This window comes from Epilithonimonas sp. KH_059 (genome assembly GCF_057838485.1).
This window is the reverse complement of record NZ_CM174468.1, coordinates 112,522-138,614: the sequence shown is the minus strand read 5'-3', so window position 1 is coordinate 138,614 and position 26,093 is coordinate 112,522. Positions and strand designations below refer to the sequence as shown.

At 41.0% G+C, this 26,093-nt stretch carries 24 protein-coding genes, 1 tRNA gene and 1 pseudogene; 7 read left to right on the top strand and 19 right to left on the bottom strand.

Annotation, left to right across the window (positions count from 1 at the left end; translation table 11 throughout):
* Window positions 1-202: 202 nt before the first annotated feature.
* The 7 genes and pseudogenes from AC3IRX_RS00640 to holA all read right to left on the bottom strand — a co-directional run bounded on the left by AC3IRX_RS00640 (window position 203) and on the right by holA (window position 4,749).
* Window positions 203-451 carry a DUF6952 family protein gene (locus AC3IRX_RS00640; protein WP_459084117.1) on the bottom strand — a complete coding sequence of 83 codons (249 nt, stop codon included), beginning with the start codon at window positions 449-451 and terminating at the stop codon, window positions 203-205.
* Window positions 432-761 (bottom strand): annotated as a pseudogene (locus AC3IRX_RS00635) (thioredoxin family protein); the annotation flags it as partial. The pseudogene AC3IRX_RS00635 and the gene AC3IRX_RS00640, both read right to left, overlap by 20 nt.
* 25 nt (window positions 762-786) lie before the next feature.
* Window positions 787-1,425: a peroxiredoxin gene (locus AC3IRX_RS00630; protein ID WP_459084119.1), complete on the bottom strand. Its 639-nt coding sequence runs from the start codon at window positions 1,423-1,425 to the stop codon at window positions 787-789.
* Window positions 1,426-2,064: 639 nt separating this feature from the next.
* Window positions 2,065-2,149 (bottom strand) — tRNA-Ser (locus AC3IRX_RS00625).
* Window positions 2,150-2,258: 109 nt separating this feature from the next.
* Complete coding sequence (gene crcB / locus AC3IRX_RS00620; RefSeq protein WP_459084120.1) at window positions 2,259-2,621, bottom strand: fluoride efflux transporter CrcB; 363 nt, start codon at window positions 2,619-2,621, stop codon at window positions 2,259-2,261.
* A 6-nt stretch (window positions 2,622-2,627) separates the two neighbouring features.
* Complete coding sequence (trxB, locus tag AC3IRX_RS00615; protein WP_489210589.1) at window positions 2,628-3,566, bottom strand: thioredoxin-disulfide reductase; 939 nt, start codon at window positions 3,564-3,566, stop codon at window positions 2,628-2,630.
* Window positions 3,567-3,714: 148 nt separating this feature from the next.
* The gene (gene holA / locus AC3IRX_RS00610; protein ID WP_489210588.1) at window positions 3,715-4,749 is read right to left on the bottom strand and encodes a DNA polymerase III subunit delta; all 1,035 of its coding nucleotides are present in this window, start codon (window positions 4,747-4,749) and stop codon (window positions 3,715-3,717) included.
* Between the two features lie 4 nt (window positions 4,750-4,753).
* Here holA and AC3IRX_RS00605 point away from each other — a divergent pair, with 4 nt between their 5' ends.
* The 3 genes from AC3IRX_RS00605 to AC3IRX_RS00595 are packed head-to-tail and all read left to right on the top strand — an operon-like array spanning window position 4,754 to window position 7,124.
* Window positions 4,754-5,188, top strand: coding sequence for a type I restriction enzyme HsdR N-terminal domain-containing protein (locus AC3IRX_RS00605; RefSeq protein ID WP_489211491.1), 435 nt, complete (start codon window positions 4,754-4,756; stop codon window positions 5,186-5,188).
* A gap of 6 nt (window positions 5,189-5,194) precedes the next feature.
* Entirely contained in the window at window positions 5,195-6,520 is a 1,326-nt protein-coding gene (locus AC3IRX_RS00600) for a Na+/H+ antiporter NhaC family protein (protein ID WP_489210587.1), read from the top strand.
* On the top strand, window positions 6,513-7,124 hold the full coding sequence (locus AC3IRX_RS00595; protein ID WP_489210586.1) for an HAD family hydrolase: 612 nt from the start codon (window positions 6,513-6,515) through the stop codon (window positions 7,122-7,124). The genes AC3IRX_RS00600 and AC3IRX_RS00595 overlap by 8 nt, the downstream gene beginning before the upstream one ends.
* Window position 7,125: 1 nt before the next feature.
* Here the strand turns inward: AC3IRX_RS00595 and AC3IRX_RS00590 are convergent, their stop codons facing one another.
* The 11 genes from AC3IRX_RS00590 to AC3IRX_RS00540 all read right to left on the bottom strand — a co-directional run bounded on the left by AC3IRX_RS00590 (window position 7,126) and on the right by AC3IRX_RS00540 (window position 19,708).
* Complete coding sequence (locus tag AC3IRX_RS00590; protein ID WP_489210585.1) at window positions 7,126-7,488, bottom strand: cupin domain-containing protein; 363 nt, start codon at window positions 7,486-7,488, stop codon at window positions 7,126-7,128.
* The gene (locus tag AC3IRX_RS00585) at window positions 7,475-7,954 is read right to left on the bottom strand and encodes an Lrp/AsnC family transcriptional regulator (RefSeq protein ID WP_489210584.1); all 480 of its coding nucleotides are present in this window, start codon (window positions 7,952-7,954) and stop codon (window positions 7,475-7,477) included. The genes AC3IRX_RS00590 and AC3IRX_RS00585 overlap by 14 nt, the downstream gene beginning before the upstream one ends.
* The gene (gene argH / locus AC3IRX_RS00580) at window positions 7,941-9,287 is read right to left on the bottom strand and encodes an argininosuccinate lyase (protein WP_489210583.1); all 1,347 of its coding nucleotides are present in this window, start codon (window positions 9,285-9,287) and stop codon (window positions 7,941-7,943) included. Before argH ends, AC3IRX_RS00585 begins: the two co-directional genes overlap by 14 nt.
* A 3-nt stretch (window positions 9,288-9,290) precedes the next feature.
* Window positions 9,291-10,361 carry a M20 family metallo-hydrolase gene (locus AC3IRX_RS00575; RefSeq protein ID WP_489210582.1) on the bottom strand — a complete coding sequence of 357 codons (1,071 nt, stop codon included), beginning with the start codon at window positions 10,359-10,361 and terminating at the stop codon, window positions 9,291-9,293.
* A complete protein-coding gene (argB, locus tag AC3IRX_RS00570; RefSeq protein ID WP_489210581.1) occupies window positions 10,358-11,158 on the bottom strand; it encodes an acetylglutamate kinase in 801 nt (266 codons plus the stop codon). The genes AC3IRX_RS00575 and argB overlap by 4 nt, the downstream gene beginning before the upstream one ends.
* A gap of 7 nt (window positions 11,159-11,165) precedes the next feature.
* Entirely contained in the window at window positions 11,166-12,119 is a 954-nt protein-coding gene (locus AC3IRX_RS00565; protein ID WP_489210580.1) for a Rossmann-fold NAD(P)-binding domain-containing protein, read from the bottom strand.
* Window positions 12,116-13,249, bottom strand: a complete 1,134-nt coding sequence (locus AC3IRX_RS00560; protein WP_489210579.1) for an aspartate aminotransferase family protein — start codon at window positions 13,247-13,249, stop codon at window positions 12,116-12,118. The genes AC3IRX_RS00565 and AC3IRX_RS00560 overlap by 4 nt, the downstream gene beginning before the upstream one ends.
* A gap of 33 nt (window positions 13,250-13,282) precedes the next feature.
* Entirely contained in the window at window positions 13,283-14,269 is a 987-nt protein-coding gene (argC, locus tag AC3IRX_RS00555) for an N-acetyl-gamma-glutamyl-phosphate reductase (RefSeq protein ID WP_489210578.1), read from the bottom strand.
* Entirely contained in the window at window positions 14,262-15,458 is a 1,197-nt protein-coding gene (locus AC3IRX_RS00550; RefSeq protein ID WP_489210577.1) for an argininosuccinate synthase, read from the bottom strand. Before AC3IRX_RS00550 ends, argC begins: the two co-directional genes overlap by 8 nt.
* Complete coding sequence (locus AC3IRX_RS00545) at window positions 15,440-16,090, bottom strand: N-acetyltransferase (protein ID WP_489210576.1); 651 nt, start codon at window positions 16,088-16,090, stop codon at window positions 15,440-15,442. The genes AC3IRX_RS00550 and AC3IRX_RS00545 overlap by 19 nt, the downstream gene beginning before the upstream one ends.
* A 306-nt stretch (window positions 16,091-16,396) precedes the next feature.
* Entirely contained in the window at window positions 16,397-19,708 is a 3,312-nt protein-coding gene (locus tag AC3IRX_RS00540; protein ID WP_489210575.1) for a cytochrome c biogenesis protein, read from the bottom strand.
* Window positions 19,709-19,907: 199 nt separating this feature from the next.
* Here AC3IRX_RS00540 and AC3IRX_RS00535 point away from each other — a divergent pair, with 199 nt between their 5' ends.
* From AC3IRX_RS00535 to AC3IRX_RS00520, 4 genes are all read left to right on the top strand, one after another.
* Entirely contained in the window at window positions 19,908-22,340 is a 2,433-nt protein-coding gene (locus AC3IRX_RS00535; RefSeq protein WP_489210574.1) for an FtsK/SpoIIIE family DNA translocase, read from the top strand.
* A 99-nt stretch (window positions 22,341-22,439) separates the two neighbouring features.
* Window positions 22,440-23,078 (top strand): outer membrane lipoprotein periplasmic chaperone LolA1, encoded by a 639-nt coding sequence (gene lolA1, locus AC3IRX_RS00530; RefSeq protein ID WP_489210573.1) that lies wholly within the window; start codon window positions 22,440-22,442, stop codon window positions 23,076-23,078.
* A gap of 69 nt (window positions 23,079-23,147) precedes the next feature.
* Complete coding sequence (locus tag AC3IRX_RS00525) at window positions 23,148-24,605, top strand: LptF/LptG family permease (protein ID WP_489210571.1); 1,458 nt, start codon at window positions 23,148-23,150, stop codon at window positions 24,603-24,605.
* A 182-nt stretch (window positions 24,606-24,787) separates the two neighbouring features.
* Window positions 24,788-25,327 carry a hypothetical protein gene (locus tag AC3IRX_RS00520; RefSeq protein ID WP_489210569.1) on the top strand — a complete coding sequence of 180 codons (540 nt, stop codon included), beginning with the start codon at window positions 24,788-24,790 and terminating at the stop codon, window positions 25,325-25,327.
* 159 nt (window positions 25,328-25,486) lie between these two features.
* Here the strand turns inward: AC3IRX_RS00520 and frr are convergent, their stop codons facing one another.
* Window positions 25,487-26,041, bottom strand: a complete 555-nt coding sequence (gene frr / locus AC3IRX_RS00515; protein ID WP_489210567.1) for a ribosome recycling factor — start codon at window positions 26,039-26,041, stop codon at window positions 25,487-25,489.
* Between the last annotated feature and the right edge of the window lie 52 nt (window positions 26,042-26,093).

The window sequence follows — 26,093 nt, the reverse complement described above, 5'->3', positions numbered from 1 at the left end:
GATGAACCTTTCCTTCGTAAATCTCGAAAAATCGCCCTGTTTCAATAAATTCAAAATGATAGTACGGAATGCTCGGGTTTAAACGAAATCATTCTATCTTTTTTAAAAAATCAATTCCACTTCTAATCCTTCACTAGGTTATGGATAACAAAACAAAACCCGAGGCTGTAGCCTCGGGTTAAAGTTTTTAAGAGAAACTTAATTATTGTGCAATCGCACCTAATACTCGCTTCATGAAATGATTTGCAGCATCACGCTCACTCATTCCACCGTCTACCATAGACTTCATCTCCATTGCGCCACAAATATTAGAAATAATCTCACCAATGGCTTCTCTTTCTTCTTCTTTCACTGCTGGGGAATCCGCATAAATCTCAAGGACTTCTAACGCATTCTCCATCGCTTCATTGGAAGCTGATTTTGCTAAATTTTTATAAACCGGCAATTTCATTAGTAATATCTTTTAAATGTTCTTCTTTAGAAGTTACGACTTGATTTACGAAAGAACCATTGTTGTAAATGGCAAACGTAGGTAAATTGGTAACTTCCGCTAATTTTCTGCTCTCTGGGTATTTCTCCGCATCTACATAAACAAACTGTACTTCTGGATTTGCTTCCGCTAGTCTTTTTACTTTTGGCTTAAGCAATCGACAGTTTCCACACCATGCAGCACCAAATTGAACTAGCACTTTAGGGTTCTGGGATAATACCTCTTGTAAATTATCTTCTGTTGCTTCTATAAACATATGAATAGTATTTGTGTTTGATTTTTGGTGTTTAAACGAATTAGTTCAAACTCACGTTGCTAGACAAATAATCTGCAACTCCTTCTTTCGTTGCAGCCATTGCTGTTTTTCCTTCTTCCCAGTTTGCTGGACAAACTTCTCCAAATTTCTCAACGTGAATAATCGCGTCTAGAAGTCTTACGTACTCATCGATATTTCTACCTAGTGGTAGGTCATTGATTGTTTCGTGTCTTACCACTCCGTTTTTATCGATAATGAAAGTTCCTCTGTAGGCTACAGGAAGACCTTCAAATACAACTTTACCTGTTTCGTAATCACTTACATACTCTCCTGCTAATACTCCGTAATCCATGGAAATCGTTTTTGCTAAGTCTGCAACCACTGGGTATTTAACTCCTTCGATTCCACCGTTGTCTTTATTCGTGTTTAACCAGGCAAGGTGTGTTTCTTCTGAATCCGTTGAAACCGCTACTACCACTGCATCTCTTTTTTCAAATTCCGCTAATTTCGCTTGAAATGCATGAAGTTCAGTTGGACACACAAACGTGAAATCTTTTGGGTAAAAGAATAAAACGATGTTTTTCTCACCGATTGGTAATTTGAAATCAGAAACGATCTCTTCTCCGTCTAATACAGCTGGAGCTAAAAATTGTGGAGCTTGTTTTCCTACTAATGACATAATATATATTGTTTTTAAGTTCGCTGCAAATTTACGGCACTTAGGCCTCAAACTAAAACTTAATCAATAGATAAATACAATGAGAGAATTCGAATAATTAATAGGCTTTGTCTTCTTAAATCTGCGCATACCATTTGCAACAGAAGGTATGCGAAGGCAAAGACCCAATTCTTTTGCACGAAGTAAGGTCTAATTTAATTTTACTTTTATTTTAATGCAATAGAATCTGTATATCGATCGAGAGGATGTATTCCTCTCCTGTATTAGAATGAATTCCAGAACTAAATTTTAACCCCGCATTAAATTCCATTTTCACTTTTTGTTTCCGCATTTTCTTAAAATGGCTTTTTCTGACCTTAAACCATCGTCTTTTTTAAAAGATCATTGACAGTGTGGATGCTGAAAAATCACCGGTGTTTTTGTTAAAGGTCAATGGGTTGACAAGATTTAGCGAAATGAAATACATTAAATAAAGCTAAATATGACTGGAAAAAGAGGAAGGAAATTAAAAATAAAATCGGACACGAAACAGAACATATAAATCTTGACCTATTTTGATTTTTATTGATACTGCGCCAAAAAAAACGCTGTAAACATTTAAATTTACAGCGTTCTAGCTTATTTTGGTTTCCCAACCAGCGGAGAGAGAGGGATTCGAACCCCCGGACCTGTTACAGTCAACGGTTTTCAAGACCGCCGCATTCGACCGCTCTGCCATCTCTCCAAAAAACGAATAATTTCGTTTTCAGTGGTGCAAATATAAAGAGGTTTTCACTTTTGCACAACTATTTTACAAAGATTTATTACAACACCCTTATATTCAAGGTGAAAAATTAAGATTTGCCCGTATACATCCCTAGATAGACGGCTAATATCCCTCCTATTACGCTTAGAAGGACGTATAATAAGGCAATTGGCATCTGTGAATTCTGCATCAAGTTAGTCGTTTCTGAGGCAAAAGCGGAGAACGTCGTAAACCCACCACAAAAACCACCGATCAAAAAATATTTAGCGCCTGGTTCTTTCAAGAAAAAAACAGAGAAAAGTCCAATTAAGTAACACCCTATAAGATTTACTGTGAACGTTCCTATAGGAAAAGACCCGATGGATCCTAATTTTGGTGTATAAGCGGATACTAAAAAGCGAAGTACGCTTCCAAGTCCTCCACCTAAGAATACAAGAACTAGACTTTTCATTTCTTTCTAGTCTAATTCCGCAAGATACTTCTCGGCATCCATTGCTGCCATACATCCAGAACCGGCAGCCGTAATTGCTTGACGATAAATGTGATCTTGTACATCTCCGGCTGCAAAAACACCCGGTAAGTTGGTACGAGTAGAACCTTTCTCCGTCACAATGTATCCATTTTCATCTGTGGTAATCTGCTCTTTAAAGACCTCTGTATTGGGTTTATGTCCAATCGCAATAAAGATCCCATGCACCTCAATCTCCGAAATTTCGTTCGTTTGATTATTAAGGACTTTAGCTCTTTCCACCAGTCCGTTTTCTCCTTCAATTCCTACCAATTCATGAAAATATTTCACTTCGATATTCGGGGTGTTTTCCACACGGTGAATCATGGCTTTGGAAGCTCTGAATTCTCCTTTTCTAACAAGCATGGTTACTTTACTCGTTAATTTCGCCAAATAGGTGGCTTCTTCCGCTGCCGTATCTCCTCCACCGACAACGATGACATCTTTTCCCTTGTAGAAAAAGCCATCGCAGGTAGCGCATGCAGAAACCCCTCCACCAGAATAAGTCTTCTCGTCTTCCAAGCCTAAGTATTTTGCTGTGGCACCGGTAGAAATAATTACAGTTCTAGCTTTTAATTCCTTCTTTCCAGCCCAAAGTGTATGAACACCTCCTCTCTCTGAAGAAAATTCAGCCTTGGTAATCATTTCATAATGCACTTTGGTATCAAAACGCTCTGCCTGAGCCTGCAGCTGAAGCATCATTTCAGGACCTGTAACCCCCTGCGGATACCCGGGGAAGTTATCTACTTCGGTTGTAGTCGTTAACTGACCTCCTGGTTCAAGACCTGTATAAAGTTCTGGTTTTAAATCCGCTCTAGCCGCGTAAATCGCAGCCGTATATCCTGAAGGGCCGGACCCTACTATAAGGCAGTCTAAAATGCTTTCCATAAGTATTTGTCTATGTTTATATATGTTTACTTGCCCACAATTGGGCTCATTTTAAAAAATCAACGCTCAAAAGTCGTGATATTATCTGACTTTTTGCAGCTTTAATTCATGCATTCTGTCAATGATGCAAATTCAATAATTCATACGGTTACAAGTCGACTTTTACTTTGTCGACATTCAATATTTTGTAAACCAATTCACAGAGTAACTCCCCACTGTCAACAGCAGCAGATCCCACTCCACGTTCTCTCATATGGTAATCTCGAATAATTGATATCACACGGGTCGCTTGCTTTAAGTTATAACGCGAGGCCGCATCTCGCACCTCGTTTAGAAAAAAAGCATGACCCAGCCCCATGGTTTTTAAAACATCCTGCTGAGGCAATCCTTTCATGGTGTGAAAGAAGATGATATTGCAAAAATAGCGGTAAAACAAAGTGGAAGTTCCTCCACTGGATTTCGAGGACTTACTCATGAAATACGCAATTCGCATCGCTTTTTCCTTGTCTTTTTGTCCTATGGCTTTTTGAAGTTCGAAACTATTGAACTCTTTGCTAATTCCAATGTGGGTCTCTACTACTTTCCCATCGAGAACTTGATTTTCCTTTAAAATCAATTTGAGTTTGTCTAGTTCCGAGCGGATTCGAGAAAGATCATTTCCAAGATGGTCTGCCAGTAGTGCGGGAATGGAGGGCTCTACGGGAATTCCTAGTTTTTTGCATTCATTGGTGATCCACGCTCCAAGTTGATAGTCTTTAACCGGTTCACTTAAGAAAGCCATGGACTTCGACTTAAGCTTCTTCATGAACTTTTTACGTTCGTCCATTTTCTTGTGCTTGTAGGCCAGCACTAGGATAGTCGTAGGAATGGGATTCTCTACATAGGAACTGAATATTTCGCCTGCTTTCTCGTCAAACCGTAGATCTTGAGCCTCTTTTACAATAATAAGATTATAGTCTCCCATCATTGGAAATTGCTGCGCATAGGAAATGATTTGAGCTAGGTTTGTTTCCTTCCCATAGAGCACGGTTTGGCCAAAAGCCTTTTCGTCCTCTTGCAAAACTTCATTCTCTAACACGCTCACAGCCAAATCAATAAAGTAAGGTTCCTCACCGTGAAAAAAATAGATCGGAAGAAGTTCTTTATTTTTAATATTTTTGATGAGTAAATCTAATTCTTTCATACCTGTGCAAGTGCCAAAACTGAATTTTCCGAGGGACTTTGATTTTGCGATCCGTAGAGACAAAGATAAGTTTTTTATTTATGATTCAGTTCGCAAGACTTCGCTTTTACTTACCCCTGAGGAATGGGTAAGGCAGCATTGGATTCACTATTTCCTTCATGAGAAAGGCTATGCGCCTTCTTCCTTATTGTCTGAAAAAAAAATAACCCTTAACGGTCTTACCAAACGGCTAGATTTGGTTGTGACGGAGAAAACACGACCCAAAATTCTAATTGAATGCAAAGCCCCTAAAATACCGCTTTCGCAAAGTACCTTTGAACAAATTGCCCGCTACAATTCAATTGTCAAGGCAGAAACCATTCTCCTTAGCAATGGGCTTAATCATCTACTCGCTAAAACCACTGATAAAGGTTACGAATTTATAAAATTTGAATTTTAATTCTTCATGAGCACCCTATTTACAAAAAATCGATTTTTGTCCATTGTACCTCTTTTGGTCTTTGTCGTTACCTTTCTTGGATTTGGAATTTACAACCAAGATTTTTATGCCCTTCCTTCCCCTTTGGCTGCTCTCATGGGAATTGTGGCAGCCTTTGTTTTATTTAAAGGCACCCTTCAAAAGAAAATGGATACCTTTTTAAAAGGTTGTGGTGACGGACAGATTCTTACCATGTGTATTATCTATCTCCTTGCTGGCGCTTTTGCTGCGGTTTCGAAAGCGGCAGGCAGTGTCGATAGCATTGTGAATTTAGGAATGACCTATATATCCCCGCAATATTTTGCAGCCGGTATTTTTGTGATTGCCTCTTTCCTTTCTTTTGCCTCGGGAACTTCCGTAGGATCCATTGTCACGCTAGGTCCCATTGTGATTGAACTGGCAAGTAAGAGCGATTCTCCACTAGGTTTAGTGGGCGCCGCTCTCTTATGCGGAGCGATGTTTGGAGACAACCTTTCCATTATATCCGACACCACCATTGCGGCCACACAAAGTTTAGGTTGTGAAATGAAAGATAAATTTCGAGCAAATTTCAAACTCGCATTGCCTGCTGCGATTCTCGCACTTGGCTTTTTTATTTTTGCAGGTCGAAACGGATCTCCAAGTCCTATCGAGACCCCAAACCTGCATTTTGACCTTTTGTTAATTCTGCCCTACCTTATTGTCATTGCTTTAGCCCTGAAAGGAATCAATGTTTTTGTGACCTTATTTTTGGGGCTAGTTTCTGCCGCAATGCTTGGATTGTGGAACTCTAGCTTTGATTTCCTAACTTTAAGCAAGACCACCTACCAAGGATTTACCGATATGTCTGAAATCTTTTACCTATCTCTTTTGACAGGAGGTCTTGCCGCACTCGTAGAAAAAGCAGGAGGAATTCAGTATATTTTAAGTGCAATCAATCGACTCATCTTCGACAAAAAGAGCGCTTCTCTTGGGATTGGAGCACTTGTCAGTGCCACGAACCTTTGTGTCGCGAACAACACAATTGCGATTTTAATTTCGGGTAAAGTGGCAAAGGAAATCAATGACAAGTACGAGCTAGAAGCTAAAAACTCAGCCTCCATTCTGGATATTTTCGCCTGCTATATTCAAGGGTTTATTCCCTATGGAGCCCAGGTACTCATTCTAATATCCTTGAGTGGTTTTAAAATTGAGTATGTAGATCTTCTCTTAAATTCTTACTATCTTCACCTTCTACTTATTATAGCCCTTGGCTTTATCTTTTTCAAGAAGAAACCAGGGTCCAATGAACCATTAAAAACCGCTCATGATTAAAAACATCATATTTGATTTTGGAGGAGTCCTGATGGACTGGAACCCAAGATATTATTTCAAAGACTATTTCCAGGACGATGAAAAGATGGAATACTTTTTAGATTCTGTGGCCACAAATGAGTGGAATGCACAACAAGACAAAGGTAGACTCCTTAGTGAGGGAACGGATATACTTTTGAAACAGCATCCTCAGTGGGAAAAAGAAATTCGAGGGTACTACGACAACTGGACCACGATGCTTCGGGGAGAAATCCCTCACGGAGTAAGCGTTTTGAAAGAACTCTCCCAAACCTCTTATCATTTGTATGGGCTAACCAATTGGTCGCACGAAACCTTCCCCTATGCTCTGGAAAACTATGACTTCTTTCAACTTTTTGATGGAAAAATTGTCGTTTCTGGAGAGGAAAAATTAATAAAACCAGATCCTGAACTTTGGCACGTTTTACTTAGGCGTTATGAACTACAACCTGAAGAGTCCGTATTCATAGACGATAATTTTGAGAATTGTAAAACGGCAAAGAGTCTTGGCTTTCTTACCGTTTGGATTACAGAATCCACGGATTTAAAAAAGGAACTGATAAGTCTAGGAGTAGAGTTTAATTAATTTACGATTCTTCTCGATGCACGAGATCGGGCGAGAAAGCAGGAAGGCAAATGGAAACGTATTCGCATTCCTTAGAAAAGGGATTGCTATATCGTACTCTTGCTCCCTTCTCAATTAAGATGCTTTGTCCCTCTTCTAAATCGAGGACTTCCCCCTCGATTTCAAATCGTTTTTTGCCTCGCACAATCAGGGTGTATTCATCAAATTCGGGAGTCTGGAAGGGTTCAATCCAACCTTTTGGAGCCTTCATATGGGCTATGGATAAGCCCGGCGTTCCCATGGAATTCCCCCAATGTTCGAGAATCGTTTTCCCATCCGTGGTGGGTACGCGAAAGGGCGATTTTTGAACTTTATACTTTGGCATCTGGCGTAAACGTTAGTTTGGTTTCCTCTTTGATGACAGAGAGAACAATATGGCTGTGGTACTGGCCTATGTTAGGAATGTTCGCCACGACTTCCGTCATAAAACGGTTGTATTCTTTGATGTCTTTCGTCACTACCTTAATCATATAGTCGTAAGTCCCCGAAAGGCTTACTACCTCCAAAACCTTCGCTTCGGACATGATTTTGGTTTCAAATTCTTGGAGCCTTTCTAGGGACTGCTCTTTTAAGGTAATATTGCAATAGGCCGTCAGCTCAAAGCCCGCCTTTTCTTTGTTGATTACGGCGACGTACTTTTCAATAACCCCCGAACTTTTCATATTTTTAATACGCTCGTAGGTGGGTGAAAAGGAAAGTCCTACTTTTTCGGCTAAATCTTTCACCGAAATCGTGGAGTCTTCTTGCAGTAAGTTTAGGATTTTTTGATCCGTGGCATCAAGAGGTTTCATTTTTAAAATTTTTGTACACGTCGTTAAATTCATGGACGATTCGCTCTAAACTTAGATTTCCAATACTTCCAATGTGGGTATGAGAAAGACTCTTTTTTTGATAGTGGTAAGTCCCATTTTCAATCGAATTTCCTACTTTCCGATAGGCCTTGCGAAAACTATCTCCCTGAAGAACGAGCTCATTAATTTTTTCAACGCTGAAAAGATACTCATATTTTTTCTCATCCAGAAGATCTTTTTTCACCTCCATGTAGCCTAACATAAACTCCATGATTACGATAGAATCTTTTAAATCCGCGAGGGCAGGAAAAAGAATTTCTTTGGTGAGTTGATAATCCCGGTTGTACCCTGTCATTAGGTTATGACTTAACAAAGTTAACTCTGTAGGAAGAGCCTGAATTCGAGAACACTTTCCTCGAATCAATTCAAAAACATCTGGATTTTTTTTATGGGGCATGATGCTGCTACCGGTGGTAAGATCATCAGGAAACTCCACAAATCCAAAATTCTGATTGCTAAAAAGACATAGATCGTTCGCTAGTTTTCCAAGCGTAGAGGCAAGAGAGGCCATGGCGAAGGAGAGGGTCTTTTCCGCTTTGGTTCTTGTCATTTGAGCATAAATTGAATTGACATTCATCTTCTCTAAACCCAATTCACTTGTGGTATAATCTCGATCCAAGGGAAAACTAGAGCCGTATCCGGCGCCTGAGCCTAAAGGGTTTTTTGAGACAATGCTATAGGCTGTGGCAAGTATTTCAAGGTCTTCGCTAAAGGATTCGGCAAACGCACTAAGCCAGAGCCCAAAAGAGGAAGGCATTCCAATTTGAAAATGGGTATACCCGGGCATGAGTTCCTTCTCGTATTTTCCAGCGAGAGAAATTAAAGTACCAAATAAAGAGCTTGTGGCCTGCGCGAGGCCTTTGGCCTCTTCCCGTAGAAAAAGCTTAATGGCCAATAAAACTTGGTCGTTGCGAGAACGTCCTGTATGGATCTTTTCACCCGGAGCCCCTACAGCCTGAATGAGAGAGAGTTCAATTTGAGAATGCACATCCTCTACCCCAGGTTCTATTTCAAAGTTCCCAGATTCAGTTCGGTCCAGTAGAATTTGTAGATGCGCAAGGATTTCACTGAGCTCCTGCTTTTCAAGGTACCCAATTTTAGAGAGCATTTTCACATGCGCGGTGGTTCCGAGAATATCATATTTAGCAAGTTGCAAATCAAATTCAGGGTCCTTACCGACTGTGAACTTTTCAATAATTTCTAGTCCTTTGCTCTTCGTAGAATTTTTTGCCCAAAGTTTGGTCACCTTGGCCTTCTCACTTGAAGTGTTCATATTTTAATTTTTTTTGGATAGAAATAGCTCAGTCAAAAGTCCGATATACTCCTGAACTCCGTTGTATAATTCTGCTTTGTAAATAAATTCGTCTGCCGTATGGGATCTGGTGGAATCTCCAATGCCCATTTTCACAGAATCAAAAGGCATAAGAGCCTGATCTGAGATCGTAGGAGATCCATAAAGCGTATGTCCTTTTGCCTGTGCAGAAAGAACAATTGGATGATCCAAATTAATCTTTGAGGAATTCAGTCGTAAAGATCTAGCCTTCACCTTTGCCTCCAATAGCGATTCAAAATAAGCGACCACCTCCTGATTCGAATAAAACTCATTGGTTCGTACATCAACGGTGAAATTCGTTTGGTCAGGGACCACATTATGTTGGTGGCCTGCAGAGACCATCGTGACGGTGGATTTTACCTCGCCCAGAAGGTCAGAGCATTTTTCAAATTTCGCATTACTTACCTTTTCAATTTCCTTAAGGGCTTTGTAAATCGAATGATCTGTATTGGGATGCGCTGCATGCGAGGGCGTGCCTGAAACCATACAATCTAAGACCACGAGTCCCTTTTCTGCTACTGCCAATTGCATCTGCGTGGGCTCGCCCACTATTGCAAAATCAATTCTACCCAAGTCTTTTAAAATGCTTGCAATTCCATTCTTCCCTGAAATTTCTTCCTCGGCACTTGCCGCGAAAATAAGATTATAAGGCAGCTTTTTTCGATAGAAGAACACAAAACTAGCCCATAATCCCACGAGAGAAGCTCCCGCATCGTTACTTCCCAGCCCATAGATTTTTCCCTCCTCCTCATAGGCCTCAAAAGGATCTCTCGAATAGGATTGGTTCGGTGCGACCGTGTCGTGGTGGGAGTTGAGTAGGATCGTTGGAAGTTTAGGATCAAAATATTTATTCCTTGCCCAAAGGTTGTTTTCTTTTCGCTGAAAAGGAATCTTCTCCATGGTAAAGCAAACTTCTAAAAAATCAGCCGTCTCATTTTCATGGGTACTGAGCGAGGGGGTTTCAATGAGTTTCTTTAAAATTATCTCGCTTTTACGCTGTAATTTTTCTATCATGATTCAAGGATTAATTGGGTTCCTACCTTCCGATCAATGAGCGCGGACTCAAGTCCTGTACTTGACAAAATTTGCACTCTCGCCACTCCTTTTTCTAAGGCCTTAAATCCCGTTTCTAATTTTGGAAGCATTCCTTTTGCCACCTTTTGGCTTTCTTTTAAATTCAAATACTCTTTCTTCGAGAGTACAGGAATAAGGCTTTTTTCCTCGTTCACATTGAGCAAAACCCCTTCTTTTTCAAAACAGTAAAGTAGACTGACCTCATAGCTCTCTGACAATTTAATCGCAATTTCTGAAGCTAAGGAGTCTGCATTCGTATTCAAAAGTTCATACTCCTCTCCTAGCGTCAAGGAACAAACAATCGGAAGCACCCCTAAACTCAAAAGTTGAGAGAACACTTCTAGATTTACATTTTGCACATCGCCTACTTGTCCGTAATCTACTGGGCTTACTTCTCTTTTTTTCGATTGAACGGATTTTAAATCCGCTCCGCTTAGTCCTAAAGAAGTTAGTCCAGAAGCACTAAATTTCGCTACGAGTTGTTTGTTGAGAAGTCCTGCGTACACCATGGTACAGAGTTCAAGGGTTTCCTTAGTGGTTACCCGACGTCCATCCACCATTCGCTGCTCGATTCCGAGTTTCTTTGCATAGTGATTTAAAAGGGTTCCACCGCCGTGTACAAGAACCAAGTTTTGAGGTTTGTGCTTTGAAACAATCTCAATTACCCGATTTAAGGCCGAAAGAGAATTTAGGATTTCGCCTCCTATTTTAAGGACCTTTACCTGCTGCTTTTCCATCCCTACTTTATAAAGTTCCTTCAAGGGTTCGTTCGAGTACGGTCTGCATAGCCACGGTACGATTGAAAGCTTGCTGATACACTAGGGAATTCTCACTATCCAATAGCGCATCGCTCATCTCCAGATTGCGTCGAACAGGAAGACAATGCATTACTTTAGCCTGAGGGTTCTTTTTTAGAAAATCCTCCTGTAACAACCAGTTTTTTTGCACACTCGGCATGGTGCCATAGTTTTCAAAAGAAGACCAGTTCTTCACATAGACAAAATCCGCATTTTCAAGAGCTTCTTCTTGATCATGATAGACCTTGGCTCCTTGTACAAATTCGGGACTTAAATCGTATCCTTCGGGATTTGCAATAGAGAAATCAACCTCTGCTGCATTCATCCATTCTGCAAAGGAGTTGGGCACACACTGAGGAAGCGCTTTGGAATGGGGCGCCCAGGAAAGAACGACTTTTGGTGCACGTTCTAATTTCCAGTTTTCCTGAATCGTGATTAAATCCGCAAAACTCTGAAGCGGATGCCGAGTGGCAGATTCTAAGGAAATCACAGGGACTTTTGCGTAGGTGACGAAGCTTTTAAAGACATCTTCGCTGTAGTCTTTTTCGCGGTCGCTAAGACCCGGAAAAGAACGAAGTCCGATAATATCGCAATATTCACTTAATACTCTCGCGGCTTCTTTCACGTGCTCCGAGCTACTGCCGTTCATCACTTCTCCGTCTTTAAATTCCCAAGTCCAAGCCTCGGAACCTGGACTCACCAAAAGTACCTGCATGCCTAAATTCGCAGCGGCCTTTTGACTACTAAGTCTCGTTCTTAAACTAGGATTTAAAAACACAAGACCTAAGGTTTTATTTTGACCTCCTTTTGAATTGCCGTAAAGATCTTTTTTGAGCTCATGGGCATGCAAAAGAAGCTCCTTTAGGTTGGTCACATCAGCGAGGGATGTAAAGTTTTTCATGATAAAATTTGTTTTAAAGCGTGAAGCAAAGCATCGACCGCTTTTTTGTTTATAGTTAAAGGGGGAAGAAGTCGCATCGTTCGGGGGTTTGAAGCACTGCCCACCAAAATACCGTGCTCAACTCTTAATTGCTGCGCAATAACAGAGGCCGGCCCTTGGAAATCAATTCCCACCATAAGGCCCTTGCCACGAACCTGCTCGATCTGAGAAATTTTACCTAATTCTTCCAATAAATAATCTCCTAGGTTCGCAGCGTTTTTAATAAGACCTTCATTTTCAATTACTTCTAAAACTGCAATGCACGCTGCACAGGCAAGGTAATTCCCTCCGAATGTAGTCCCCAGCATCTTTTTTTGCGAGGGAATTCGAGGGCTAATAAGCACACCTCCAACCGGAAACCCGTTCCCCATCCCCTTGGCAATTGTAATTAGATCAGGCCTAAGGGTGCTGTGTTGATGAGCGAAGAACCGACCGCTTCTAGCGTAGCCACTTTGCACTTCGTCGAGAATCATAAGGAATCCATGTTTTTTAGCTAACGTTTCAATCGTTTCAAGCATCGAAGAAGAAGGAAGGTGAACACCTCCAATTCCTTGAATTCCTTCTATAATCACACCTGCCAAAGAGTCTTTGTGCTCTTCCACAATCTGTGAAAACATTAGTGGGTTGTTAAACTCACAGAATATAAAATTCTCAGATTCATTGACGGGAGCCACAATTGAGGGATCGTCCGTGGCAGCCACTGCGGCAGAAGTTCTTCCGTGAAAGGCACCGTGAAACGCAATGAACTTTTTCTTCCCTGTAAAAAAAGAGGCTATTTTAAACGCATTCTCATTGGCCTCTGCGCCGGAATTGCAAAGAAACAGCTCATAATCCGCGTATCCACTTACTCTTCCCAAAAGTTCAGCCAACTTCTCTTGCAATGGATTTTGCACTGAGTTCGAGTAGAATCCGATTGAACTCAGCTGCTTGGAAAGAGATTCTTGGTAGTGAGCATGGCTATGCCCAATCGAAATCACGGCATGTCCTCCATAAAAATCCAAATACTGTTTACCGTTTTCATCCCAGAGATAGCAGTCTTTTGCTTTCACGATCTCTAAAGGAAGTCGAGAATAGACTTCAAATAATTTCATAATCCCTTTCTTTAAGGTTCTTATACTTTTTTCTTAATACACAGAAGCTTTTAACTGAAGTCCACAGGTGGGAGAAAGTCCTAGCATGAGGTTCATATTTTGTACCGCTTGCCCCGAGGCTCCTTTGATTAGATTGTCAATTGCTACGTGCACCGCCAAATCTTGCCCTACTTGCTCTAGGTAGATCAAAGCTTTGTTCGTGTTTACAACTTGTTTTAAATCAATCGGACCAGGAGAAACATGCACAAAATCGGAGTATTTGTATGCGTATTTATACGCTTCAATCACTTCGGACGAGGGTTTCTGAGTTTTCAGCATTAAGGTCACAAAAATCCCTCGGGTAAAGGCCCCGCGCCAAGGCACAAATTGAAAATCTATCGGTTTTTCCTGTACCACTGAGATTCTTTTTAAGATCTCATCGTTGTGTTGATGTGTAAAAGTCTTATACGGAGAAACATTGCCCGTACGCCAATTTGCATTTGTCGTATGAACAAGGGATTTGCCTGCGCCGGTGGATCCTGTAATCCCCACGCAGCTCACTTTGTCGATTTCTTGGATTTTCGCAAGCGGCAAGAGACCTAGTTGGATAGCGGTCGCAAAACAGCCCGGATTCGCAATGTGCGTAGCCTTTGCAATTTGATCCTGGTTAAATTCACTCAGGCCGTAGACAAATTTACTTTCGTCCCAAAGTTCATCCACCCGGAAATCATTGCCTAAATCTATAATTCTAGTACCTGTTCCCAAGTGCTCGTTATTTTCTGCCATCCAATTTCGGCTCTCGCCATGAGGAAGGCATAAAAAGATAACGTCTGCGGGCTCAATAATTTCTTGAAACACTAAAGAAGTCTCCCCTAGTAGATCTTTATGTACCTCTGAGACCGGTTGCCCTTGCATACTGGTAGAGGTTAAGAAGGAAATCTTTACGTAGGGATGGTAGAGAAGAATTCGTATTAGCTCTCCTGCCGTCACTCCGGTTGCACCTACAATGCCAACCGCTATTTGATTTTGCTCTTTACTCATGACTGTGAATTTGATGGTATATACTTAGGGCATTGGCGTAAATCTTAGAAAATCCTTTTGCATCCTGTGCGCTCCACCCCTTATTCACTTCTCCATACACGCCTGCGGCGCTCTGCATTAAATCATTAGGAGATTCTATTCCCTGAAGCGTAAAATAATGAGGATTAAGCTCAACAAAGACCTTCCCTGAAACCTTGTCTTGGGAGCTTTCGAAAAAGGCTTCGAGGTCTTTCATCACAGGATCTAGCACCTGCGCATCGTGCAGGTAATTGCCATACTGAAGCGCCAATTGGTCTTTCACGAGAAGCTGAGCTTTGCTAAGGGTATGCTTTTCTAGCAGATGGTGAGCCTTTAAAAGAATCATCGCTGCAGAGGCTTGAAAACCGACTCGACCTTTGAGTCCGATAATGGTATCTCCCACGTGGATCTCTCGTCCAATCCCGAAGGGCTGCGCTAAAGATTCAAGATATTGGATAGCCTCTATGGGCATTGAAAACTTTTTATCGTCCACCCCTATAACTTCTCCTTTCTCAAAGGTAAGACCTACTACAAGGGACTCTTTTGCTGTGACCTTTGTAGGATAAGCCTCTTGAGGCAAGGGGAGGTTTGAACTTAAGGTTTCTTTTCCTCCTACGGAGGTTCCCCAAATTCCTTTATTGATGGAATACATGGATTTTTTAAAATCCATTTGGAATCCATGGGACTGTAAAAACTCAATCTCCTGCGTTCTCGAATAGTTTAAATCTCGGATTGGAGTTAAGATTTCTACAGTAGGACAAAGAATTTGAAAAATCGAATCAAAACGGATTTGATCATTTCCGGCCCCTGTACTACCATGGGCTATATAAGTAGCTCCAATCTTCTTTGCATACAGAGCAAGGGCTGAAGCCTGATAGACTCTCTCTGAGCTAACAGAAAGCGGATAGGTATTGTTTTTAAGCACATTTCCATAAATCAAAAACCGAAGACAGTTTTGGTAGTAGGTCTTTTGCTCATCCAGTACATGAAAACTAGCCGCACCTAGTTCAAGTGCCCTTTTTTCTATTTCTTTCAATTCCTCGGGGCTAAACCCTCCGAGGTTTACCAAAACAGCATGCACCTCCAAATTCATACTCTTTGAAAGATACACCGAACAAAACGACGTGTCAAGCCCACCACTGTAGGCCAAAACTACTTTTTCCATAACCATTGTTTCTTATTTTTAAATTTTGCAAACAGCGGGAGACCTGCTTTTTTACTTTTTGTTAAGACCGGATCTTGAGCCCCTTTGTTCTTTTGGGCATGGGGATCGAAAAGCATAGCGGTGCACAGGCAGTTCTTTCGCTCTTTGCTTTTTAGAATTTCATAATTCACGCAACTTTCGCAACCCTTCCAAAACACATCGTCCTGGGTTAGCTCGTCATAAGTAACGGGAGCATAGCCTAGATCGCTGTTGATTTTCATCACAGCTCTACCCGTGGTTAATCCAAAGATCTTGGCTTGCGGAAATTGTGCTCTAGAATACGCGAATGTGGCAAGTTTAATTTTCTTGGCAAGTCCCTTTTCACGGAACTTTCTTTTGACAATTAAGCCTGAATTGGCGACATAGGTTTTATCGCTCCAGGTTTCAATATAACAGAATCCTGCCCACTCTCCTTTTGTAGTAAAAGACATGATTGCTTTGTTCTCTTCAATCTTTTGCTCCACATAGGAGGCACTGCGTCTCGCAATGCCGGTTCCTCTTGCAAGGGCTGATACTTCAATTTCTTGTAAAATTTCAGGCACATATTTTTTATGGGATGTTTGCGCCACGATTACTGTAAATTCAATTTCTTCTTCCACTTTTATCTAAAACAAAGTGCAAATTTAGATAATTTACCTTTACTTACAAAGAACAAAAGATAAATTATTTTAGAAAGAAGCTTAAAAAGGGTTTTTAATCTGAATAGTGTGGAATTGGAAGAAATTTTATCTATAGAAAAAACAGCCCCTTTTGATATCCGTCTATTGAGTTTCTTGTCGCTTATTTTTTGGCGAATATCGTTTCAATTCATTATAATCAACTGTCTATTCTTCGGGTACAGCAAATAACAAAAAGCCGCCTCAAAATTATATTGAGGCGGCTACTCTGTTTTACTAAGGATTTCCCTAGTTCTTTTTATTTAATTTCTTGAATTTAAAATAGGAAACGGTAGCTAAAAGAAGCATAGAACCAGTTCCTATGTAAACCCATGCCGGTACCGGAACTGGATCTCCTGCTGCGTAGGAATGGAGTCCACTTAAGTAATAGTTCACTCCGAAATAGGTCATAATAATTGAAGAAATGGCAAACATGCTTGCTACGTGGAACGCCCATCTTCCTCGAAGACCCGGTACGAGACGCATATGGAGAACAAAAGCATACACCATTACAGAGACAAAAGCCCAAGTTTCTTTCGGGTCCCAGCTCCAATAACGTCCCCACGATTCATTCGCCCAGATTCCCCCTAAAAAGGTTCCTACTGTTAAGGCATAGAGTCCAATGGTGAGGGACATCTCTGACACAATGGTGAGTTCCTTAATCGTTCTTTCGTTATGCAGTTTGTAGATATTCTTATTTGCAAGAAGGTAAAACACGAGGCATATAATTGCAATCACGAAGGAGAGTCCAAAGAACCCATAACTCGAAGTAATGATCGCTACGTGGATAATTAGCCAATACGATTTAAGAACCGGTACAAGCGGTGTAATCTGGGGATCCAGCGCAGAGCCTCCATGAGCAAAGCCCATCATAATCACCGCAACCATAAATCCAGCTGCCGGAATTAAGGCATTTGAATTACGGTACAAGGCAAACCCGGCTGTAATTCCAACCCAGGAGATAAATACGATTGCTTCGTATCCATTGCTCCAAGGAGCGTGTCCTGAAATGTACCAACGTCCTATTAAACCAAGTAGTTGCAAGAACCAACCGATTGCACCAATATAGAGAACAACCTTTATGAGTTTCGCGATGATGGCTTTCTTCTTAAATAGATCCACAAAACCTAAAAGGATGAGAAGTCCTCCAATTAGGGTATAGAATATTAACAAACGGAAGTTGATATCCACCTCATTCATGAAGACCTCCGCCTTTACTTTTGAATCGCTAGGAACTACATTTTTCCCCCAAGTTTGTTGGTAATTTGAAAGGTCTTGAAGTGCGGCATCTGCCTCAGCCCAATTTCCTGTTTGCTGTGCGTGAAGCACAGAGGAGAAATAAGGACCCATCACTTTTTGGGATTCCATGTCCGGTTCAAAATTTTGATCTAGCCAAGAATGCCATGTAGAGTTTGGATCGTTCTTCACCGGAACGATTCTCATGAATTGACCTGAGAAAAATTCATTAAAAATTTGAACTCTTTCGTTTACAGAAATTACTTCTTTATCGTAATTGGTTTGCTCTGCTGGTTTCTTTGCAAACGCAGCATTATAATCTTCCTCAAGAACGTAATTCAAATTTCCATTCTGATCCGATGGGAACAAATTCATAAGGGCTGTATACCCCTCATCATTCGCTTTGGTTTTTCTCTTGAGTTCGTCTCCTCCTTTGGTTCCCACTTTAATAAGGGGTACCATAGTCCAACTTGGTGTATCGGTATTAATGGATAAAAACCACTGCTCAGGAGTTAATTCCTTATCCCCTGTTCCTTTAAACTTATCTTTTTTATAAAGTTTACGAAGTACATTTAAAGCTTGTGTGCTCATCGGAACAATTCTTCCCTCGTAATTCTGTACGAGCAAATAAGCAAACTTATCCGCGTGCTCTTTGGAAATTCTAGATTTCCCGATGGCTTCGTCCGCCGAGATTACTCGTAGGGCCGTCATCGACTGTGCAATTGAATTCTGATTCGAAGCCTGTGGCTGGGTGGAAGCCGTAGCATTCGAATCGGTCGCATGAATCGTACCGTCCTCATGGGCATGGGTCGAGGCATTGGCTGCGCTTTGATTCGTAGCCCTCATTTGTGGACTTCCGTCTGAGGTGCCATGAGTTTCTATTTTCTGCGCATTAAGGCCGACGCTTAAAAGCAGTAAAAGCGCAAGAGTCGTATTTTTACGATTGATGTTCTTTAGCATGGTATTTAATTTTGAAAAGTGAGTGCCTTTCCAAAAGAAGATAATAAACATGGAGGTAAAGAGTAAGAAATACCCAATGTACGTCACAAGTGTTCCCCAATAATCATGGTTCACAGACAGGTGAGTTCCTCGTCTATCTTGGTCAAAACTGGCTTGGAAAAATCGATACCCCTTGTGATTAAGTACATGGTTCATGTAAATTTTATAAGGCGTCTGTTTTCCCTCGTCAATAATTTGAATGTGACTTTCGTACGCACTTGGAGAAGAACTTCCTGGATAGGTTTCCATCACAAAGTCATCTAATTTAAGTGCAAACGGTGTAGTGTAAATCTTAGGACCAAAGCCTAGCATAATGTTGATTCCGTCCAGGGTAATTTGTTTATACAAATTAGGATTTCCTCTTTCCACGACAAGCTCGACCTGTTGGGTTGTTTTTGGCCCTTGCACTTCTACAGTGAGTGCATCTGGGACAGCTTTGTCCTTGTTTCGATCTCCTTCAAAAGCAAGAAGGGAACCTTTTGTAAGTCCTTCTGGAACTACAATTCGAATGTCGTTAATTGTGTAGAGACTTCGAAGTGCCAAAGGCTCATAAACATTTGCCTTTACAGAACCACTGTCCTGCGTTGCCATGACCATATATTTAGAATCAACGGGTGTTTTCAAGGATAACGAACCGTCCGCATCTTTTTTAAACTCAATCGCTCCTTCAATCGGATTATTGAAACTCACGAGAGTTCCGTTTAAGGATTTAGACTCTCCTTCTTTCAAATAATAGTTGAGTCTTCCGCGATCGCCTGTTGTCACAAAGTGAAGGTACTCCTGCCCATCGGCACTCGCCACCAAACTGTCTTTTTTACGCTGGATATATTCAAGTGCTTTCACTTTCACTTTCTCTCCATGAAAATCATAATTGGCTTTAAAGTTATGATGAATAGGGGACATCATATACTGAACATCCTTATAACTAAGAACATCGCCTGATTTTTCCATTTGAATCTTAAAGAAGGTCTTGTCCGTAATAATTTCGTTCGAGGTTTCCCCTTCTCTAATGAGCATAATGCCCTCAAAACTAATGTATCTTGTAATGGCACCTCCTAAAAACAGAAGGATAAAGGACAAGTGAAACACGAGTACTGGCCACTTTTCTTTGCGCCACAAACGATAGCGTCCTATGTTTCCAATAAAGTTTAATATTAACAGAACCATCACCGCTTCGAACCATTTGGCCTCGTAAACAAGTGCCTTTGCCGTTGGGGTACCGTAATCGTTCTCTAGAAATGTGGCATAACCCATTGCTCCCGCATAAACTAAAAGCAGAACCGCCATGGTTCTAGTCGAAATTAAAATGCTTTGAATCTTTTTCATAATCTTGACGTTACCGACCTTAGAGTCGATTTTTACCGTTTGGATGCAAAAATACGCCCTATAATCTTAACACACGAATTTCCATCAAGATATTTCCATCTAAATTTGAGTCAAATCCCTGCAAAAGTTGGAGATTAGATATTCTGCTGCGATGGCCAAATTCTAAAGTAAAAACATTAAATTTGCCAAGATTGAACTTATGGAAAAGAAAATTAAAACCCCCTCTACAAGCCGCACGCTTAGCGATAACAAAACGCTTTCGAAACCGCGCATCTTTTTTGGCCTGTTTTTTATTCTACTGAGCCTCATACTCTTTTTGTCCTTTATTTCCTTTTTATTCAATTGGAAAGCGGACCAAAGCCAAGCAGGTAGCATGCTAGACAAAACAATAAAGTCCTCTAATTTCATTGGGAAGTTAGGCGATTATCTGGGCAACTTGTTTATTTTCCAGAGCGTAGGAATCGCAGCCTTCCTCGTTGCCTTCCTAATTTTAATGCTGGGTACCCTTATCTTAAAAAAGAAATATTTCAAACCTTGGAAAACCATTGGTCATTCCCTCTTTTTCATTTGTTGGCTTCCTATTTTCCTAGGAGCAGTCACCCAAGGAGAAGGTGTATTAAGCGGAGTTTACGGCTATCAAATCATGGATTTTTTAGCCTCCATGATTGGAAGTGTAGGACTATGGCTTGTATTAGGTTCCAGTATAGCACTTTACTTTATTCTTGAGTTTAATTTAAGACCCAGTGCAATCAAAAAAAGACTTAACGATATTAACGATAGTACCCTTGGAAAAGTCAAAGAATTTTTGCCAAGTTCAAATTCATTTGATCAAGAAGAGGAAATCGAAGATGAGACTGAGGAAGATTCTCTAGAATCTAAAACCCAGACTAAAACAGAGCCTAACTCCCCTCTTAGTGCTCAAAAAGAAACCTTGGCTAGTAGCGCTATTTCACTCACCCCCACACTAAACAACCCCGTGAGCGCAGTTCCAAAAAAGGAATTGAGTGAAAAAACAGAAACGACAAAGGAGGACTCCTTTGACTTCAACGTGGAAATTGCAAAGGAGGAAGATCAGTGGGATGAAATGGCACAAAAATCTGCAGACCTTGTGAAGGAATATGGACTTTTCGATCACCGATTGGAACTAGCCAAATTTCAAATGCCCACCCTCGAACTATTGAAAGACTATGGAAACGAAGAAATTTCCATTAACCAAGACGAACTAGAAGAAAACAAAAACAGAATTGTGGGACTGCTTAAAAACTTTAATGTAGGAATTTCCGAAATTAAAGCGACCATAGGTCCCACCGTCACACTTTACGAGATTGTGCCCGATGCTGGAATTCGGGTTTCTGCCATTAAAAAACTGCAAGACGATATTGCTTTAAATCTTTCAGCGCATGGGATTCGGATTATTGCCCCTATGCCAGGCAAGGGGACCATTGGAATTGAAGTGCCCAGAAAGAACCCAACCATGGTGTCTATGAAAAGCGTTCTCGCTTCTCAAAAATTCCAAAATACGGACATGGATTTGCCAGTGGTTTTTGGGAAAACCATTTCAAACGAAATCTTCATGGCCGATTTAGCCAAAATGCCTCACCTTCTGATGGCAGGGGCAACCGGTCAAGGAAAGTCTGTGGGGATTAATGCGATTCTAACCTCACTTCTCTACAAGAAACACCCAAGCGAAATTAAATTCGTGATGGTGGATCCTAAAAAAGTGGAGCTAACCCTTTATTCGAAAATTGAGCGCCATTACCTAGCCAAACTGCCGGGTACGGACGAAGCGATCATTACGGAAAACTCAAAAGTAATTGCCACACTGAACTCCTTATGTGTGGAAATGGACACTCGATACGATCTTCTAAAAAATGCATTTTGTCGTACCATTAAGGAGTATAACAAAAAATTCTCTGAACGAAAGCTGAATCCTGAAAACGGACACCGATACCTACCCTACATCGTTTTGGTAGTGGATGAATTTGCAGATCTAATTATGACGGCAGGGAAAGAAGTGGAACATCCAATTGCCAGACTAGCCCAGCTAGCAAGAGCCGTGGGTATTCACCTGATTGTAGCCACACAAAGACCTTCTGTGAACGTAATTACAGGGATGATTAAAGCGAACTTCCCAGCAAGGGCTGCTTTCCGTGTGATTTCCAATGTCGATTCCCGTACGATTTTAGATTCCCCTGGTGCCGAGCAACTCATCGGAAAAGGAGACATGCTTTATTTTAACGGAAATGAAATTGTTCGACTCCAGTGTGCCTTTGTTGACACCCCGGAAGTAGAAAGGATTGTGGATTACATTGGAGCTCAAAAAGGATACAGTTCGGCAATGGTTCTTCCAGATCCTCCCCAAGAGGAAGGTTCTTCAGGCACCGTTGAGTTTGATCCCAACGAAAAAGATGCCCTCTTTGAACAAGCAGCCAAAATTGTGGTCTCTACCCAACAAGGTTCCACCTCGATGCTTCAACGTCAATTAAAACTTGGATACAACCGAGCGGGTCGCATCATGGACCAATTGGAAGCAAGCGGTATCGTCGGTGGGTTTAATGGAGCCAAAGCAAGGGAGGTTTTGATTACGGATTTAAATGCTTTGGAACAATTTTTGGAAGAATTGCGCCCGTAAGCTAGGAAAGACTTGAAGTCGCAGCCTAAGGGCTGCCGGTTTAACTTTTGAAGAACTAGCTTATCCAAGAAAGAGTAATTCACAAAATTGAAAGTAACAATGATAAAAAAAATTGCCATAGCACTAGGAACCTTTGCATTTCTAGGTACCTTAAGCGCGCAGAGTGCGGATCAAAAATCGAGAACGATTCTCGATGCGGTTTCCAAAACCTATAAATCCAACCAAAACACGTACTTTAAATTTGCATACGGAACCGGTCCTTCAGGGAAGGTCACCCAAACGCAGACCGGGATCTTCTATACAACTCCCTCCAAGTACAAGCTAACGATTATGGACACCGAGCAACTTTTTGACGGATCCAAAGTATACAACATTAGCAAGGACGATAAGGAAGTCACCATTGCGAAGGCTTCTGGGAGCGAGATGATGTTCTCGCCTACCAATTATTTAGATACGTACAAGACCAATTACGAAACGACCTATGTCGGGAAACGCCAGCTCAATGGAGTTCAAACGGACCTCATTAAGCTAACCCCCGTAAAAAAGAGTGGGATTAAATATGTATTTATCTACGTAAACTCGCCGAAGAATCAACTGGTAAAAGTGGAACAGTATTCTTCAGACAACCAAGTGGCCGTAATTGCCATTCAGGACTACCGTGCAAACCAAAAATTAGAGTCTAATTTTTTCCAGTTTAACCGTCAAGCGTATCAAAATTATCTGATCACGGAATTATAATTCAAAAAATCCATAGAGAATAGAGTCACAAAGTTTTTGCTTTGTGACTTTTTAAGTATTTTTGTCCCAATGAAATTACTAGACCGCTATATAATTAAGACCTTCTTCGGGCCGTTTCTTTTTATCTTCAGCGTGCTGTTCTTCATTTTCATTGTGAACATCATCTGGATTCAGATGGCACAGTTCATGGGCAAAGGACTAAGTACCTTTGAAATCATCAAACTTTTATTCTACATGGGGGCCACGGTCGTGGGAATGGTTCTTCCTCTTACGATTCTACTCTCCTCTATTATGACCTTTGGAGACTTTGGGGAGCGGTATGAACTTGCCGCCATGAAAGCAGCTGGGATTTCCCTGGTTCGTGTAATGATGCCTTTGTTCCTTGTGAATGTTCTTCTTGCCAGCATACTCTTTATCTTTCAGAACAATATTACGCCCGACTTTCAAAGGAAGGCGAAAAACATGCTGTATAATATTGCGGCCACAAAACCTGCTTTAAACTTTACTCCGGGACAGTTCATTCATGAACTCCCTGGCTTTGCCGTCAAATTTGATGAAATTTCGGGTGAAAACGCAGAGAACTTAAAAGGGGTCTTTATTCATAAATCCACCAATATCTATGAAGATCAACAGGCCATTGTAGCAAAATCTGGAAAATTCGTTCCTGCGGCCGACAAAAATTATTTAAAGTTGCTTCTTTTCGACGGCTATGTCTTTGAGGACAATTATAAAAACAAGGATTATTATCAGCGATTAAAGCAGCCGAATCAGGCCATTAAATTTGACACCTTGGTTTCTCATTTTGACGTGAGCGAGCTCATTAGCAATGCCATCGAAAAAGAACAAATTACAGACGATTACCGCTTCCAAACCTTCGGACAAATTGACCAGACCATTGTAAATAGAAAAAAGGAGAACAAAGAAATCGTCGCAGGCATGGGCCTATCCCTCGTTAGCCAAGCCAATAATTACATTCAAATTATTGAAGCGAACAAAAAACAAGATCAAAAATTAAAACCTCAATACAAACTGGATACAATCAAAAGTGACCAGAAACTAGAGATGCTCTATTCTGCTTATAACAAAATAGAGTCCCAGAAAAACGAACTTAAGGGCAAGGAGGAACAAATGTATGGTATCATCAAATTTCAAAACAAGATGATCATGCACCAACAGCGTATCTTCGCCTACTCCATTACGTGTCTCATCTTTTTCCTCATTGGAGCCAGTCTAGGTAGCATCATCCGAAAAGGAGGAGTGGGACTCCCGGTGGTCATTGCCATCGTAATTTTCATCATCTTCTATGTCATGAATTTAACGGTCGAAAACCTGTCTTGGAAAGGAAAAATGAACGCATACTTGGCAGCCTGGATTCCGAATCTAGTGCTCTTCCCTTTTGCGGTTTGGCTCACGATTAAAGCGGTTAGAGACTCTCAATTGTTTGATGCGGAAAAATACCGAGCCTTCTTCAAACCGCTTATTGCAAGATTTCAAAAGAAGCCTGAAGAACACAAGCGATATCAATAAACTCTTTTCAATCTAAAAAGGACAACTCCCGTAAAAGCTACAAACGCAGGGCTACACCTCTGTATTTTACAAAAAAATTCTTCTTTTGTGGATAGATTCATGAAAAATCAGTACTTTAGAATCCACAGGGGGTATTCTACTTTTGATTGCACACGGAATAGCCTTAAAACTTCGCTGCACCCATGAAAATCAACAAACCTTTCAATCAGCTACACAAAGAAGAATACCTCTATTATATAGAAAACCACAAGCAGTATTCGGATTTTAATACACTGGGACTGTATCGCTCTCTCCTAGAAAACCAAATGCTTACTTTGAATGAACTTCTCGAAATCCGTGAATTTGCCCATTCCTATTTCCAAAAGACTTTTGATTTTCTACAACTCAAAGATCCTAGAACGTATATGAAGGTGGTCACTTTGGGTGAGGACCTAACCCCGCAAGAACGTCAAGTGCTCTGGGAAAGCGTCCGCGACAACCAACAAAAAATCCTGAAAGAAAAACGCTTTGGGCACCGCAATTTCGGCACTTATTCCAAACACGAATGCGGACTTCCCTACTGTACACTCGATGGACTAATGGTCAAGCAAAATTCGCCCCTAGGCCGTGACGGCATCTGTTTCGAAAGTGATGAAAACAAAGACGAAAAAGAAAACAAATCAAAACGATTGCAAAAAGAAAAGCGCAATTTCAAACAGAACAAAAACAGGTTTGAGGATTAGAGAGGCTTCCACGAAAGTGAAAATTGCTTGGAACTACGCCCCAAATCCTCCCCTCACAACTTTACAATCCAGCATCGCATTTTTCCCCTAAAAATAAAGACAAAAAAAAGGGATCTATTAATTGAGATCCCTTTTTTTTGTAAGGTAAGCAAGCGATTCTTACACTTTCATAATATCCGCTTCTTTTACTTTAACTTGTTCATCGATCAGTTTTACAAACTTATCGGTTAATTCTTGCACAGAAGCTTCGGTTTGTTTGACTAAGTCTTCCGATACACCGTCCAATTTTTTGAGTTCTTTCATTCCTTCTTGACGCGCGTTACGAACAGTAACTTTGCTCTGCTCTGCTTCCGCTTTCGCTTGCTTGGCAAGGTCTCTTCTTCTTTCCTCGGTCAAAGGAGGTACATTCAAAATAATGGTATCTCCATTGTTGGAAGGGGCAAACCCTAAATTAGAATCGATAATTCCCTTTTCAATGGAACGGATTGCCGTCCGGTCCCAAGGTTGAATTGAAATGGTCATGGCATCTGGAACCGAAACGTTTGCTACTTGAGAAAGAGGCGTAGGGGCACCGTAATATTCTACCATTACATCTTGCACCATCGTAGTCGAGGCTCTTCCTGCACGTATCTTTTGAAACGCGTGCTCTAAGTGTTTGATTGCGGCATTCATTTCGTCATTCACTGACTCCACAATTATATCTAATTCTTCCATCACGTATATATAATTTGATAGGTTACACATTGTTTGTTGCTCTTTGGATCTT